Annotated in this window: 12 protein-coding genes; 11 read left to right on the top strand and 1 reads right to left on the bottom strand. The window is 59.2% G+C overall.

Going from position 1 to position 14,893, the window contains the following annotated elements:
- Positions 1–62: 62 nt before the first annotated feature.
- Entirely contained in the window at positions 63–374 is a 312-nt protein-coding gene (locus tag Q7F15_RS15105) for a YtpI family protein (RefSeq protein WP_171565747.1), read from the bottom strand.
- A gap of 176 nt (positions 375–550) precedes the next feature.
- Between Q7F15_RS15105 and Q7F15_RS15100 the strand changes: the two genes are divergently transcribed.
- From Q7F15_RS15100 to Q7F15_RS15050, 11 genes are all read left to right on the top strand, one after another.
- Entirely contained in the window at positions 551–631 is an 81-nt protein-coding gene (locus tag Q7F15_RS15100; RefSeq protein WP_256379878.1) for a putative holin-like toxin, read from the top strand.
- Between the two features lie 275 nt (positions 632–906).
- Entirely contained in the window at positions 907–4,335 is a 3,429-nt protein-coding gene (locus Q7F15_RS15095; RefSeq protein ID WP_304414553.1) for a DNA polymerase III subunit alpha, read from the top strand.
- Positions 4,336–4,492: 157 nt separating this feature from the next.
- A complete protein-coding gene (gene ystJ, locus Q7F15_RS15090; RefSeq protein WP_171565745.1) occupies positions 4,493–5,737 on the top strand; it encodes an NADP-dependent malic enzyme in 1,245 nt (414 codons plus the stop codon).
- Positions 5,738–5,833: 96 nt separating this feature from the next.
- Entirely contained in the window at positions 5,834–6,505 is a 672-nt protein-coding gene (locus tag Q7F15_RS15085; protein ID WP_171565744.1) for a FadR/GntR family transcriptional regulator, read from the top strand.
- 104 nt (positions 6,506–6,609) lie between these two features.
- Complete coding sequence (locus tag Q7F15_RS15080) at positions 6,610–6,792, top strand: glutamate decarboxylase (protein ID WP_171565743.1); 183 nt, start codon at positions 6,610–6,612, stop codon at positions 6,790–6,792.
- 21 nt (positions 6,793–6,813) lie between these two features.
- Positions 6,814–7,722, top strand: coding sequence for an acetyl-CoA carboxylase, carboxyltransferase subunit beta (accD, locus tag Q7F15_RS15075; protein WP_171565742.1), 909 nt, complete (start codon positions 6,814–6,816; stop codon positions 7,720–7,722).
- A 2-nt stretch (positions 7,723–7,724) separates the two neighbouring features.
- Positions 7,725–8,681, top strand: coding sequence for an acetyl-CoA carboxylase carboxyl transferase subunit alpha (accA, locus tag Q7F15_RS15070; RefSeq protein WP_212132279.1), 957 nt, complete (start codon positions 7,725–7,727; stop codon positions 8,679–8,681).
- 247 nt (positions 8,682–8,928) lie between these two features.
- On the top strand, positions 8,929–9,888 hold the full coding sequence (pfkA, locus tag Q7F15_RS15065) for a 6-phosphofructokinase (RefSeq protein ID WP_171565740.1): 960 nt from the start codon (positions 8,929–8,931) through the stop codon (positions 9,886–9,888).
- 42 nt (positions 9,889–9,930) lie between these two features.
- Positions 9,931–11,685: a pyruvate kinase gene (gene pyk, locus Q7F15_RS15060; protein WP_171565739.1), complete on the top strand. Its 1,755-nt coding sequence runs from the start codon at positions 9,931–9,933 to the stop codon at positions 11,683–11,685.
- 368 nt (positions 11,686–12,053) lie between these two features.
- The gene (nrdJ, locus tag Q7F15_RS15055; RefSeq protein WP_171565738.1) at positions 12,054–14,309 is read left to right on the top strand and encodes a ribonucleoside-triphosphate reductase, adenosylcobalamin-dependent; all 2,256 of its coding nucleotides are present in this window, start codon (positions 12,054–12,056) and stop codon (positions 14,307–14,309) included.
- Positions 14,310–14,461: 152 nt separating this feature from the next.
- Positions 14,462–14,893, top strand: coding sequence for an acyl-CoA thioesterase (locus Q7F15_RS15050; RefSeq protein ID WP_171565737.1), 432 nt, complete (start codon positions 14,462–14,464; stop codon positions 14,891–14,893).

The following is a 14,893-nucleotide window of genomic DNA, read 5'->3' as shown; positions in this document are numbered from 1 at the left end:
GCCAGAAAAAACGAATGGGAACGGAGGAAAAACGTTCCCATGGCAGGCTCGGCCCCTGACGGCTACGAGCCTTTTTTCAGTTCCGCCTGCCACGCAGCGCGGTAGCGGAGGAAGTTGCGTGTGCCGAGAATCAGGTTGACACCGCCGACAAACAGGAGCACCAGGGCGATCACGACGCGGATCACGTCCAGCTGGTCAAACGTCAACTGATTGAGTCCCAGCAGCGTGACCAACACGCCGAGCGACATGTTCATCTTGCCCAGGGTCATGCGCGACGCCAACGGGTGCATCCCACGCTGACGAGCGGTAATGCTGTAGTACACGCTGGCCACCAGGGAAGCCAGCACTCCGGTTACATAGGTCGCAAACCACATGCATGGATTCATCCTCTCCTGCGATCTGGTACTATCCTACCAAAGTTTGCGAAAGCGGGCAATCTGGACAGGGGAATGTTTGTTCTCATATGGTTTTGTGGTATAATTTTCTTGTACAATAGCACATCAGTTCGCAAAGGGGGCACTTCCATCCCTGCAAGAAAGGGGGTGACGCGATGACCGTATACCAAGCGTTGAGTCTGATGCTGGCGTTTGGAAGCCTGGTTGTCATGCTCCTGACGAACAAAAAGAAGTAGGCCGCGCGTGAGTCCGACAGCTCCGCGACCTACTCCTCTTCCCAACGGGCCGTTCCCTTTGCGGCAACGTCTATTGTGCGATGACCGGAGCGCGGCAACGCTTCGGTCTCTTTCATTTGATTCCCGTTCGACGGCCGTTGCTGGCAAGGGAATCCCTATCTTCACTATACCCATGCGGCAAGGGATTGTAAAGCCCACGCCTGCCCTGACAGGGGCGGGATGAAGTATAATGAAAGAAAACGACAACGGGACGGAACAAGAGAGGAAGGAACGCGATGACCCCCTTTGTCCATCTGCATGTGCACACGGAATACAGTTTGCTCGACGGCGCGGCCCGCATCGAGGAACTGGTGCGCCGGGCGGCGGAGCTGGGCATGCCGGCCCTGGCGATGACCGATCACGCCAACCTGTACGGCGCCGTGCCGTTTTACAAGGCCTGCCGGGACGTAGGCATCAAGCCGATTATCGGCATGGAGGCGTACGTCATCGAAGGAAACCTGCAGGATCGCGTGCGCAATGCCCCCGCACCGTACCATCTCGTGCTGCTGGCGGAGAACGATCGCGGCTACCGCAACCTGCTCAAGCTGGCAACGCTGGCCAACACGGAGGGCCACTTCATCCTCCCCCGGCTGAACAAGGAGGCGCTGGCCCACTACAGCGAGGGGCTGATCGCTTTGAGCGCCTGCCGGGAGGGGGAGGTGGCCCGGCTGCTGCTCGCCGGCGACAGCGAGGGAGCCCGACAGGCGGCGCTCTGGTATCAGCAGGTGTTCGGCGCTGACCGGTTTTACCTGGAACTGCAGGATCACGGGTTGGAGATCGAGCGCAGGCTGAATCAGCGGCTGCTCCATCTGGGGCGGGAGACGGGCATTCCGCTCGTCGCCACCAACAACGTGCACTACGTCTACCGGGAACAGCACCGGCAGCATGACATTTTGCTGGCAATTGGCGAGGGCAAGACGGTGGACGAGGAGAACCGATTCCGCTACGAGACCGACGAGTACTACCTGAAAAGCGGCGACGAGATGGCCCGCCTGTTTGCCTATGCGCCGCAAGCGCTGTCCAACACGGCCGCCATCGCCGAACGCTGTCAGTGGGAATTGTCGTTTGGCCAGCACATTTTGCCCAGGTTTCCCCTGCCTGCCGGACAGGAACCGACAACTTTCCTGCGCGAACTGTGCGAACAAGGCTGCCGCGAGCGCTACGGCGAGATCACGCCCGAGGTGCGCGAGCGGTTGGAACACGAACTGGCGATCATTACGCGGACCGGTTTTACCGATTACTTTCTGATCGTCTGGGACTTCATGCGCCACGCCCATGAGCAGGGCATTCCGACCGGGCCGGGACGCGGTTCGGCGGCGGGCAGCCTGGTGGCCTATGCGCTGAAGATCACCAATGTTGATCCGCTTCGCTTCAGCCTGCTGTTTGAACGGTTTCTCAACCCGGAGCGGGTGACGATGCCGGACATCGACATTGATTTTTCCGTTGAGCGGCGGGACGAGGTGATCCGTTACGTGGCCGACAAGTACGGTCATGACCGGGTGGCGCAGATCATCACGTTTGGCACGATGGCGGCACGGGCTGCTGTCCGCGATGCGGGGCGGGCACTGGGGCTGTCGCTTGGCCTGGTGGACCGGGTGGCCAAAATGATCCCGCAGTCTCCCGGCATGACCATCGACAAGGCGTTCCAGCTCAATCCAGAGTTGGGCAAGCTGTGCGAGACGAACGGCCAGGCGAAGCAGTTGATCGAAGCGGCCAGGGGCGTCGAGGGGCTGCCCCGCCACGCTTCCACGCACGCGGCCGGCGTAGTGATCGCACCGGAGCCGCTGACCGAGTACGTGCCGCTGCAGACCGGCAGCGAAGGCTTGGCTTTGACCCAGTATCCGATGGAAGCGCTGGAAGAGATCGGTCTGTTAAAGATGGATTTTCTCGGCCTGCGCAACCTGACGATCATTCAGGAAACGCTGCGCCATCTGCGAGAACAGGGGATCGACCTCGACCTGGAGCGGATTCCCCCCGACGACGCCAAGACCTTCCGGATGCTCAGCCGCGGCGAGACGACGGGGATCTTTCAACTGGAATCGGCGGGGTTCCGCAGCGTGCTGCGCGAGCTGAAGCCGACCAGCCTGGCCGACATTGTCGCCGTGCTCGCCCTTTACCGGCCGGGGCCGATGGAGATTATCCCGCAGTACATCCGGGCCAAGCACGGCGAAACCCAGGCGCACTACGCCCACCCCGATCTGGAGCCGATCCTGAAAGAAACGCACGGCTTCATGATCTACCAGGAGCAGATCATGCAGATCTCTTCCAAGCTGGCCGGGTTCAGCCTGGGCGAGGCGGACATATTGCGGCGGGCGGTGGGCAAGAAGAAACGGGAACTGTTGGCCGAGCAGCGGGAGAAGTTCGTCGCCGGCTGCGTCAGACAGGGCTACGGGGAGCGGCTCGGCAACGAAATCTACGACCTGATCGTCCGCTTCGCCGACTACGGTTTCAACAAGGCGCACTCGGTCGCCTACGCGATCATCGCCTACCAGATGGCCTACCTGAAGGCCAACTACCCGCTCGCCTTCATGGCCGCGCTGCTGTCGCTTTCCATCGGCAGCCAGACGCGCATCGCCGAGTACACCGAAGAGGCGCGGCGGCTGCGGCTGACCGTGCTGCCCCCGGACGTAAACGAGAGTCAGGCCTTTTTTACCGTGGAAAAGGAGGCGATCCGCTTCGGACTGGCGGCGGTCAAAAACGTCGGCTACGGCGCCATCGAGTCGATCGTGCAGGAGCGGGCCAAACGTCCGTACCGCGACCTGTTTGACTTCTGCGCCCGGGTTGACGGCAGGCTGGTCAACCGGCGGGTGGTCGAATCGCTGATTCTGTGCGGCGCGCTGGATTCGCTGCCCGGTCACCGCAGCCAGCTCATGGTGCTGCTGGACGAGGCGATGGGTAAAGCGACGGGCAGGCGGCAGGAGCGGGACGCCGACCAGCTCAACCTGTTTGCCGGCGAAGACGGAGCAGAGCCTGTGCGCCTGCCGTCCGAGTACCCCGATGTGCCACCGTTTTCGCGCAGCCAGCAGTTGAAAGAAGAGCGGGAACTGCTTGGTGTCTACCTGTCCGGACATCCGCTGGACCAGTTCGCCCACCTGCTCAACCGGCCGGAGGTGCACGCCGTCTCTGCGCTGGCGGAGTGCGCCCGGGACCAGACGGTGAAAGTGGTGGGCATGATCGTCGAAGAGCGGCGGATTCAGACCAAGAAAGGGGAACCGATGGCCTTCGTCACGCTGGAGGACAAAACCGCCCAGGTGGAGATGGTCGTCTTTCCAAAGGTGTACGCCAAATACATCGACCTGCTGAAGCGGGAGCGGATCGTCGTCGTGGAAGCGCGGGTGGATCATCAGGACGATGCGGTGAAGCTGCTGGTCTCCCGCATGTGGGATGTTGAAGCACTGCCCAGGCCGTCGACAGAGCCCGTGCTGTTTGTCAAAATTACGCCGGAACAGGAGCGCGATTCGACACTGCACCGGCTGCAGCGCTTGTTTGTCGAAAAAAAAGGAACGATTCCCGTCGTCCTGTACTACGAAGGAAAAAAGCAGACAATCCGCCTGCCGGACGCGATTCGCGTAGAGGTGGATGCTGCCTTTTTGGAGCAAGCGCGAGAAATTGTGGGAAGTGACAGCGTAATTCAAAAAGAATTGCCAGTAAACTGGGGAGGATGAACCAAGTCCTCCCTTTTTCGCCGTTTTCGGCGGCTTTACAGGAGAATGGGTTTTGTTATAATGGGGACATACCCAAAAAAGTGGTCTGACCACTTAGGTTCGATATAGATAAGTGAATCAGAGCGATACCAGATAGACATGAAATGGAGTGGTACTTGTGTCCAATTTGCGAGAGGATGCACTGGAACTTCACCGGAAGCACAGAGGGAAACTGGAAGCGGTTACCAAGGTGCCGGTGCGCAATGCCCGCGACCTGAGCCTGGCGTATTCGCCGGGTGTGGCAGAGCCGTGCAAGGAAATCTTTGACGACGTGTCCAAAGTATACGACTACACGATGAAAGCCAACCTGGTGGCCGTGGTCAGTGACGGTACCGCCGTGCTCGGACTGGGCAACATCGGTCCGGAAGCGGCCATGCCGGTCATGGAAGGCAAAGCCGTTCTGTTCAAGTCGTTTGCCGGCGTCGACGCCTTCCCGATCTGCCTGAACACCACTGACGTCGACAAGATCGTGGAGACGGTGAAACTGCTGGAGCCGACGTTTGGCGGCGTCAACCTGGAGGACATCGCCGCGCCTGCGTGCTTTGAGATTGAGGAACGCCTGAAAAAGGAAACCAACATCCCGATTTTCCACGACGACCAGCACGGTACGGCTATCGTGACCGCCGCCGGTCTGATCAACGCTCTGCGCGTGGTGAACAAAAAGCTGGAGGATGTCCGCGTGGTCACCAACGGGGCGGGAGCGGCAGGCATCGCCATCATCAAACTGCTCCTGTCCATGGGCGTCAAAGACGTGATCATGTGCGACACCAAGGGGATCGTGTACGAAGGCCGCACCTTTGGCATGAACCCGGTCAAGGAAGAAATGGCGAAAATTACGAACCGCAGCAAAAAGCAAGGGGATCTGGCTGAAGCGATGAAGGGCGCCGACGTGTTCATCGGCGTATCCGTGGCCGGTGCCGTTACCCAGGAGATGGTCCGGTCGATGAACCGCGATCCGATCATTTTTGCGATGGCCAACCCGGTTCCGGAAATCATGCCGGACGAAGCAAAAGCGGCGGGTGCTGCCGTGGTGGGCACGGGCCGTTCCGACTTCCCCAACCAGGTGAACAACGTCCTGGCGTTCCCGGGCATCTTCCGCGGTGCGCTGGATACCCGCGCCACCAACATCAACGAAGAGATGAAACGAGCGGCGGTTTACGCCATCGCCAATCTGATCTCGCCGGAAGAGCTGTCTGCTGACAAGGTGATTCCGGCACCGTTCGACCCGCGCGTCGCTCCCCACGTGGCAGCGGCGGTGGCGAAGGCGGCGATGGAAAGCGGCGTGGCCCGCATTACCGTCGATCCCGAAGAGGTCAAGGAAAGAACGGCAAAACTGGCCGCCATCTCGCTGCAAAAGGCGTAATCCCGGCCGTACGGGAAACAACGAAGAACACCCTCCCAACCGTGTGCGCGGTCAGGAGGGTGCTTCGCCGTAGACAGTCAATGAGGAGGGTGAAAAGTGCTCGGTTCTGCGCAAGAACGAAAAGTGTACGAAGGCATTCTGCTGCAGATCCATGAAATTGTTCGGGAAAAAAACCTGCGCCCCGGCGACAAGCTGCCGTCCGAACGGGAGCTGTCCGAACAACTGGGAGCGGGCCGTTCTTCCGTCCGGGAGGCGCTTCGAGCCCTGGAACTGCTGGGACTGATTGAAACCCGCCGGGGAGAAGGCACCTTTTTGAAGCACTACCGACACAACCGCCTGATTGACATTCTCGGCTACTTTATCCTGCGGGACTACAAGACGAAAAAAGACCTGATCGAAATGCGCCGAATTCTGGAGCTGGAAGCGGTGCGGTTGGCCTGCCGGCGTGCCACAGACAAGCACTTTGACGAGATGGAGCGGATCTTGGCGGCGGCGGAGGAGCGCGTGGAGCGCGGCGAGGTTCCCACCGAGGAAGACTACCAGTTTCACCGCGTGATCTGCCGCTCCAGCCGCAACTCCATTCTGCATCGCATCTGGGCACCGCTCGTCGAGTACAGCGACAGCGTCCGCAGCGAATCGCTGGGACGCGAAGGTCGGGCCCGCACCGCGCTGGCGGAGCACCGTCGGATCATGGAAGCCATTCGCGAGGGAGACGAAGCACTGGCGGTGGAGAGAATGCGCGAGCACCTGGAAAACAGCAAGCTCTAGTCGTGCGTCCCGCCTAGTCCGTTCCCTCTGCTGATTTGCGACGAGCGCTGGCGCTGTGATATGATGAGGCAGACCTGTTTTGGACGCTGAAGGAGGTTGCCAGCATGTGGACGGTCATCTACATCGCTCCTAGCGCAAAAATAGCGGAACGGATACAGCAACGATTGACAGATGAAGGATTCCTGGTCAAGGTACGCGAGGCGAAGGTTTCCAAGCAGTACGAAATTCTCGTGCCCGAAAGCGAAGTTCACGAAGTCCAGGAAATACTCGGCACGATCCTTCACTGACCAGAAAGGTGAGGTGTAACTGTGCTTAAAGACCTGTTCGGGAAGAAGCGAAAGTTCGCGACTGTCCCTGCGGAGACGATTGCGCGCGTTCCCGCCGGCGCGGACGGCGCCACTGTGACGGGACCCAAGGAAAAGGAAGTTCCCGAGGGACTGATGAATAAATGCCCGCACTGCGGGAGCATCCACTACTCCAAGGACCTGGAGAAAAATTTGCGCGTCTGCAAAGGCTGCCAGTACCATTTCCCCATGTCCGCTCCCGAGCGGATCCAGTCGCTCCTGGATGACGGGAAGCTGACCGAGGAGTTCGACGCGGACCTGATCACCGCCAATCCGCTCGGCTTTCCCGGTTATCTGGAGAAGCTGGAACAAGACATGAAAAACACCAATCTCAACGAGGCGGTCATCACCGGCGAGGGCGTGCTGGGAGGCAACCGCATCGTCATCGGCGTGATGGACTCCCGCTTTCGGATGGCCAGCATGGGCTCGGTCGTCGGCGAGAAGATCACCCGGGCGATCGAGCGGGCCGTGGAGCGGCGACTGCCGTTTCTCCTTTTCTCCGCGTCCGGCGGTGCGCGGATGCAGGAGGGCGTGCTCAGCCTGATGCAGATGGCCAAGACGAGCGCGGCGCTGGCCCGGCTGGACCGGGAGCGGCTGTTGTTCATCTCCGTGCTCACCAACCCGACATACGGCGGGGTGACCGCCAGCTTCGCCTCGCTCGGCGACTACAACATCGCCGAACCGGGCGCAATGATCGGGTTTGCCGGCCGTCGCGTGATTGAGCAGACGGTTCGCCAGGAGTTGCCGAAAGATTTTCAGACGGCGGAATTCCTGCTGAAGCACGGACAGCTCGACATGGTGGTGCATCGCAAGGACATGCGGACCACGCTGGCAAAAATCGTCGAGCTGCACACGATTCGGGAGGGAGTGTAGAAATGGCAGGCGAACTTCCCTTTGAGAAGCCGCTGGTGGAACTGCAGGAAAAGATCAAGGAACTGCGCAGGTTTACCGAGGAAAAAGGAATTGATTTTTCCGATGAAGTTGTTCGTTTGGAGAAAAAGGCCAAGGACCTGGCCGAGCAGATTTACGGCAATCTGACGCCTTGGCAGCGCGTGCAGATCGCCCGCCACCCCGAGCGGCCCACGACTTTGGACTACATTCATCATATTTTCACAGATTTTCTGGAAGTGCACGGTGACCGCTGTTTTGGCGACGATCTGGCGATTGTCGGCGGCATTGCCAAACTGGACGGCCGTCCGGTCACAGTGGTCGGCCACCAGAAAGGAAAAGACACCAAGGAAAACATCAGCCGAAACTTTGGCATGGCCCATCCCGAAGGCTACCGCAAGGCGCTGCGGATCATGCAGCAGGCGGACAAATTCGGCCGCCCGATCATCTGCTTTATCAACACCTCGGGGGCATATCCCGGCAAAGCGGCTGAGGAGCGCGGCCAGAGTGAAGCGATTGCCCGCAACCTGCGGGAGATGGCCGGCTTCCGCGTACCGATCATCTGCGTCGTGATCGGCGAGGGCGGCAGCGGCGGCGCCTTGGCGATCGGCGTCGGCAACCGCGTCTACATGCTGGAAAACTCCACCTACTCGGTCATTTCGCCAGAAGGGGCGGCGGCCATTCTCTGGAAGGACGCCAGCCTGGCGATGCGTGCGGCGGAAACGATGAAGATTACCGCGCCCGACCTGCTGGAGCTGAGTGTGATCGACGGGATCATCGAGGAGCCGTTTGGTGGGGCACACCGCGATGTGGTCCAGCAGGCCAGCCGGGTCAAGGCGAAGCTGCTGGAAGGACTGGAACAGCTCGACCGGTTGAGTCCGGAACAACTGATACAGGATCGCTACGAGAAGTTTAAACAGATTGGTGCCTACGCCTCCTTCTGATCCAGAGGAGGCGTTTTTTGCTTTTTTCTGCGCGAAAAATCTGCTAAAATCGTATTCGGACGCGGAATTTGTCAGATCATTCAAAAAGTATGGCACATATTCCGCAATGAGTGTAACAGATATAAATCCGGAACTGATACAGCATGTATCAAAGGCTCTTTGGCACATACTGTTTCTGTTTCAAGACATGCTAATGACGATAAGAAGGGTCGTTGGGCCTTTGTTTAGGACAGGAGAGGTGGTTTCCATGCAGAAAATCGCAGTATTGACCAGTGGCGGAGATTCTCCGGGGATGAACGCGGCGATTCGCGCCGCCGTTCGACGTGCCGCCTATCACGGCGTGCAGATGTACGGAGTGTACCACGGGTACGAAGGGCTGATGCGCGGCCATATCCAGGAGATGACGCTGGGGTCAGTCGGGGACATTATCCATCGGGGAGGAACCATCCTCTTTTCGGCCCGCAGTGAAGAGTTTAAAACAGAGGCAGGACAGGAGAAGGCGGTACGCCAACTGCACGAGCACGGCATCGAAGGTTTGATCGTGATCGGTGGCGACGGTTCCTTCCGCGGCGCGCAGAAGCTGACGGAGAAAGGCATTCCCACCATCGGCGTGCCCGGCACCATCGACAACGACATTCCGTGTACCGATTTCACCATCGGATTTGACACCGCGCTCAATACGATTGTGGAAGCGATCGACAAAATCCGCGACACCGCCACTTCGCACGAGCGCACCTACATCATCGAAGTAATGGGGCGCGACGCCGGAGATTTGGCGCTGTGGGCCGGTCTGGCGGCAGGTGCGGAATCGATTATCATTCCGGAAGCAGACCATGACATGAACGACATCATCGAACGGCTGCACGCCGGAAACCGCCGCGGCAAGAAGCACTCGATCATCATCGTGGCGGAAGGCGTCGGCAGCGCTGCCACCTACGCAGAGGAAATCAAGCAGCGGACCGGCTGGGAGACCAGGGTGACCGTGCTCGGCCACATCCAGCGGGGCGGTTCGCCGACTGCGTTTGACCGCATGCTGGCCAGCCGCATGGGGGCGGCGGCCGTTGACCTGCTGTTGGAAGGAAAGCGGGACCGAATGGTCGGCATCCGCAACAACCAGATCGTCGACGTCGATTTCAAGGATGCGTTGGCGCAAAAGCACCAGCTCGACTTGTCCATCTATCAGTTGGCGCGCACGCTGTCCATTTAGTACGGCGTATATTGACAGCTTGTTTCATAGGAGGGACGCACAGTGCTGCGTAAGGCGAAAATCGTATGTACCATCGGACCGGCGAGCGAGTCGGTCGAGACTCTGAAAAAACTGATCCACGCCGGCATGAACGTGGCCCGGCTCAACTTTTCCCACGGTTCCCACGAGGAGCATGCCGCCCGGATCGCCAACATCCGGCAGGCGGCCCGGGAGACGGGCAAGCAGGTGGCCATCCTGCTGGATACCAAGGGACCGGAAATCCGCACCGGCACGCTGGCCGTGGATGCAGTGGAACTGCAGGAGGGCCAGACGATCGTGCTGACCACAGAGGACGTGCCCGGCACGGCGGAACGCATCTCGATCACCTATGCCGATCTGCCGCGCGACGTGAAGAAGGGCGACACGATCCTGATCGACGACGGGCTGATCGGTCTGACCGTGGAAGCGGTAGAGGGGCATGAGATCATCTGCCGCATCAAGAACGGCGGCACGCTGAAAAGCAAAAAGGGCGTCAACGTGCCGGGCGTCAAGATCAACCTGCCGGGGATTACGGAAAAGGATGCACAGGATATCGAATTCGGCATCCGGCAGGGCGTCGATTTTATCGCCGCCTCGTTTGTGCGCAAGGCCGCCGACATCCTGGAGATTCGCGAAATTCTGGAACGCCACGGCGTTCACATTGACATCATCGCCAAGATTGAGAACGAGGAAGGCGTGGACAACGTAGACGAAATTCTCGCCGTTTCCGACGGACTGATGGTGGCCCGCGGCGACCTGGGCGTGGAAATTCCGGCGGAGGAAGTGCCGCTGGTGCAGAAAAAACTGATCAAGAAGTGCAACGAATTAGGCAAACCGGTCATCACCGCGACGCAGATGCTCGACTCGATGCAGCGCAATCCTCGCCCCACCCGGGCGGAGGCAAGCGACGTGGCCAACGCCATCTTTGACGGCACGGACGCGATCATGCTCTCCGGCGAAACGGCAGCCGGCAAATATCCGGTAGAGTCGGTGGAGACGATGAACCGGATTGCGCTCAGAGCGGAGCAGGAACTGAATTACCGGGAGATTTTGTACAACCAGGCTGTGCAAAAGCAGATGACCATTACAGACGCGATCAGCCAGGCCGTGGCCAACGCCGCGCTCGACCTGGATGCGGCGGCCATCATCACGGCGACGGAGAGCGGTCATACCGCGCGCATGGTCTCCAAGTACCGTCCCAAAGCGCCGATCGTCGCAGTTACGCCGCACGCTGAAGTGGTGCGCCGTCTCGCGCTCGTCAACGGGGTCTACCCGGTGCTTGGACCAATGGCCAATACGACTGACGAAATGCTGGAGCTGTCCGTGCAGCAGTCGCTGGAGGCGGGGTATGTCCGCCACGGTGATCTCGTGGTCATCACGGCGGGCGTGCCGGTGCGTGAAGTAGGCACCACCAACCTGATGAAAATTCACGTCATCGGCGACATTGTGGCGAAGGGACAAGGCATCGGGCGCAAGGTGGTGACCGGCCGGGTCGTGGTTGCACGCTCGGCGAAGGAAGCGCTGGAGAAGATGCAGGAAGGCAGCATCCTCGTGACGATTGGAACGGAATCGGACATGATCGGCGCATTTGAAAAGGCGGGCGCGGTCATTACCGAAGAGGGCGGACTCACCTCTCACGCCGCCATTGTCGGGCTCAACCTCAACGTCCCGGTCATCGTCGGCGTCACGCGTGCTACGGAACTGCTGAAAGACGGTCAAATCGTCACAGTCGACTCCGAACGCGGCCACATTTACACTGGACATGCCAGGGTGCTGTAAAGAATTGCTATAAATACCCTGAATCTGGGAGGGGGATGGAACGCGTCCCCCTCGTTTTGTCATGCCGCTTTTTCGATATGCCTTATCGTTCTGCCCTGTCCATACTGCACGGTGGACAGGGCGGTTTTCTTTTCGGGCACGCTAAGTGCAGGAGGGGGGCTGAAAAACGACAAAAAATCTGCTAAAATGAGGACTTCGTGAGCGTGTTTTCTCCCGGCAGGCGAACAGCCTTGTCAAGTCCCTTTTTTCACAAAAACACTACATATTGTGTTGTCGAAAAATATTGCACACAACATATAGAAAAAACTATTGAGTTTTTGCGGGAAAAGGGGTTAACTAGAGATGATAGTATTGAAGGAGGAACCGACATGTTGGCTACAGAGACGAGAACCCGTTTTTTGCGGGATGAATTTCTGGACCGTTACCCCGATTTCCCGCCGCACATGAATGCACTGGGACAATTCGTTTATTATCGGACGTATTCCCGTTTTCTTCCGGAAAAAGGCAGACGGGAGACTTGGAAAGAAACCTGTCGCCGTTCGGTGGATTACAATATCAAGCTGGCCTATCAGCATCTGCAAAAGATCGGGCTGACCCCTGATCTGCAGGAACTGGAGAAGGAAGCGGAAGGACTGTTTGACAACATGTTCAATCTCAGACAGTTCCTGTCCGGCCGCACCCTCTGGGTGGGCGGAGCGGAAAACGGCGTAGCTGATTTGTATCCGCTGGCCAATTTCAACTGTTCATTCCTGAACATCAAATCCTGGGAGGATCTGTGCGACCTGTTCTACCTGCTGTTGGTGGGAACAGGCGTCGGCTTCAAGTGCACGAAGGAGATGGCGGCAGGACTCTCGCCGATCCGCACCAATGTTACCCTGCTTTCCTCGGAGTACAAGCCCCTGCCCAAACACCAGCGGCTGGAGCGCTCCGAACTGAAAGTGCTGGAAAACGGCTTTGCCAAAATCTACGTCGGTGACAGCAAGGAAGGCTGGGTCGAGTCGCTGCGCCTCTACCTGGACATCCTGACGAAAAAGGAATATGAGCACATCCATACTGTGAAAATCTCCTACAACAGCGTCCGCCCCAAAGGGGAGCGGCTGAAGCGCTTCGGCGGTACGGCCAGCGGCCACGAACCGCTTCGCGAAATGTTTGAGGGCATCGACAAGGTGCTGAAAAACAAAATCGATCCGTATCTGGAGCCAATTGAAAGCGACGAGAAGGGCTACGGAAAGGTGCGTCCGATCCACATTCTCGACATCGGCAACTTGATCGGAGCCAACGTCGTGGTGGGGGGCGTACGCCGTACGGCGGAGATCTTCCTGTTTGACCATGACGACTATGAGTGCCTGTTTGCCAAATACGGCATCAACGGATTTTGGACAGAAGAGCAGCTCGCTCATCACCGCATGGTGGGCGAACTGTTGGGCGATCGGAAGCCGTCCTGGTTTGACACGATTCAAAAGGTGGGAGACGGCCGCTTTGGACTGGATCATCGCCGCATGTCCAACAACTCCATTGCCTTCACGAAACAGCCGAGCCGGGAATTTTTGCACCTCGTCTTTACGATGATGCAGATGGAAGGCGAGCCGGGCTTCATCAACCTGGAAGAGGCCAACCGGCGCCGTCCCAACGCGGAGGGGCTCAACCCGTGTGCGGAAATTCTGCTCGACTCCTACGGCGTGTGCAACCTGACCACCGTCAATCTGGTGCAGTTCGTCAAGGAAAGCCCGGATGGCTCCAAATACCTGGATCTGGACGGCCTGTTGGACGCGCAGCGCAGATCGGCCCGCGCCGGACTGCGCATGACGCTGGTGACGCTGGAACTGCCTCACTGGGACAGGGTGCAGCAGCGTGACCGTCTGCTCGGCACGTCGCTGACCGGAGTAAAGGACGCCATCGCTTCGCTCGGATACACCGAGGAGCAGGAGGTGGAACTGCTTCGTCTGCTCGGTAAAGCTGCGCGTGAGGAAGCAAATCGCTACGCATACGAGCTGCGCGTCAACGCGCCGCTGTTGGTGACCACGGTGAAGCCGGAGGGCACGCTCTCCCAGGTGGCCGGCGGTGTATCCAGCGGTCTGCACTGGTCCCACTCGCCGTACTACATCCGCCGCATTCGGATCAACGCCGAAGATCCGCTGGCAAAAGCGGTTCAGGCGTTGGGCTGGAGAGTCCATCCGGAAGTGGGCACGCCGGGCGACACCCACGAGGAGCGCATGGCCAACGCCCGTACGCTGGTGATCGACTTTCCGGTGGCTTCCGGAGCCAAGGAGACCAAGGAACAGGTCAGCGCCAGACGGCAGTTTGAGACCTATTTCCGCTTCCAGAAAGAGTATACGGAGCACAACTCCTCCAACACGATTACGGTTCGGCCGGAAGAGTGGGGCGAGGTGGAAGAGATCGTCTACTCCAACTGGGACAACTTCGTCGGTGTGTCGTTCCTGCAGCTCGACGGGGGCACGTACCAGCTTGCTCCGTACGAAGCCTGCACCAAAGAGGAGTACGAAGCGCTGAAAGCGTCGATGAAGCCGTTTGACCCGGCCATCCTGCAGCAGTTTGAGAACGGCGGCGATTCCGACCTGGTGACGGCGGAATCGTGCGAAGGCGGCGCGTGCCCGATCCGCTAACGCCCCCGTATTACAGCAACCAAAACCGGAGAAGAAACGAACTGCTTCGTTCTTCGCCGGTTTTTTTGTCCGTCCGCAAGGGAAAGGAGGCGGCGGAAAGCAGGTTTTATCGCAGGACTGTGGTACAATAACAGGAGAAAGGGGCGGTTGCATTGAGTGCGGTTGTACATACTCACCGACTGCAGGTGAGGTACGGCGAAACGGATCAGATGGGCGTGGTCTATCACGCCAACTATCTGACCTGGTTTGAAGTGGGGCGGACGGAGTTTCTTCGCCACTCGGGGCTAACCTATCGCGAGTTGGAGGAAAAAGGGGTGCTGCTGCCGGTCGCGGAGGCGACGCTTCGGTACAAGCTGCCGGCGCGGTACGATGACTGGGTGGAAATACGCACGCGGATCGAAGAGCTGACGCCGGTGCGGCTGACATTTGCCTACGAGGTGTACCGCATCCCGGACGAGACGCTGCTGGTGTCCGGCAAAACGATGCACGCCTTCACGACGCCGACGATGAAACCGATTCGTCTCTCCCGTGCGGAACCGGACGTCTATGCCTGGCTCCTGGCTCAGTACGAAGGAGGAGCGTAG

The sequence above is a fragment of the Brevibacillus aydinogluensis genome (genome assembly GCF_961514395.1).
GTDB lineage: Bacteria > Bacillota > Bacilli > Brevibacillales > Brevibacillaceae > Brevibacillus > Brevibacillus aydinogluensis.
The sequence above is the reverse complement of the archived record's forward strand: the minus strand, read 5'-3'. Positions and strand labels throughout refer to the sequence as shown.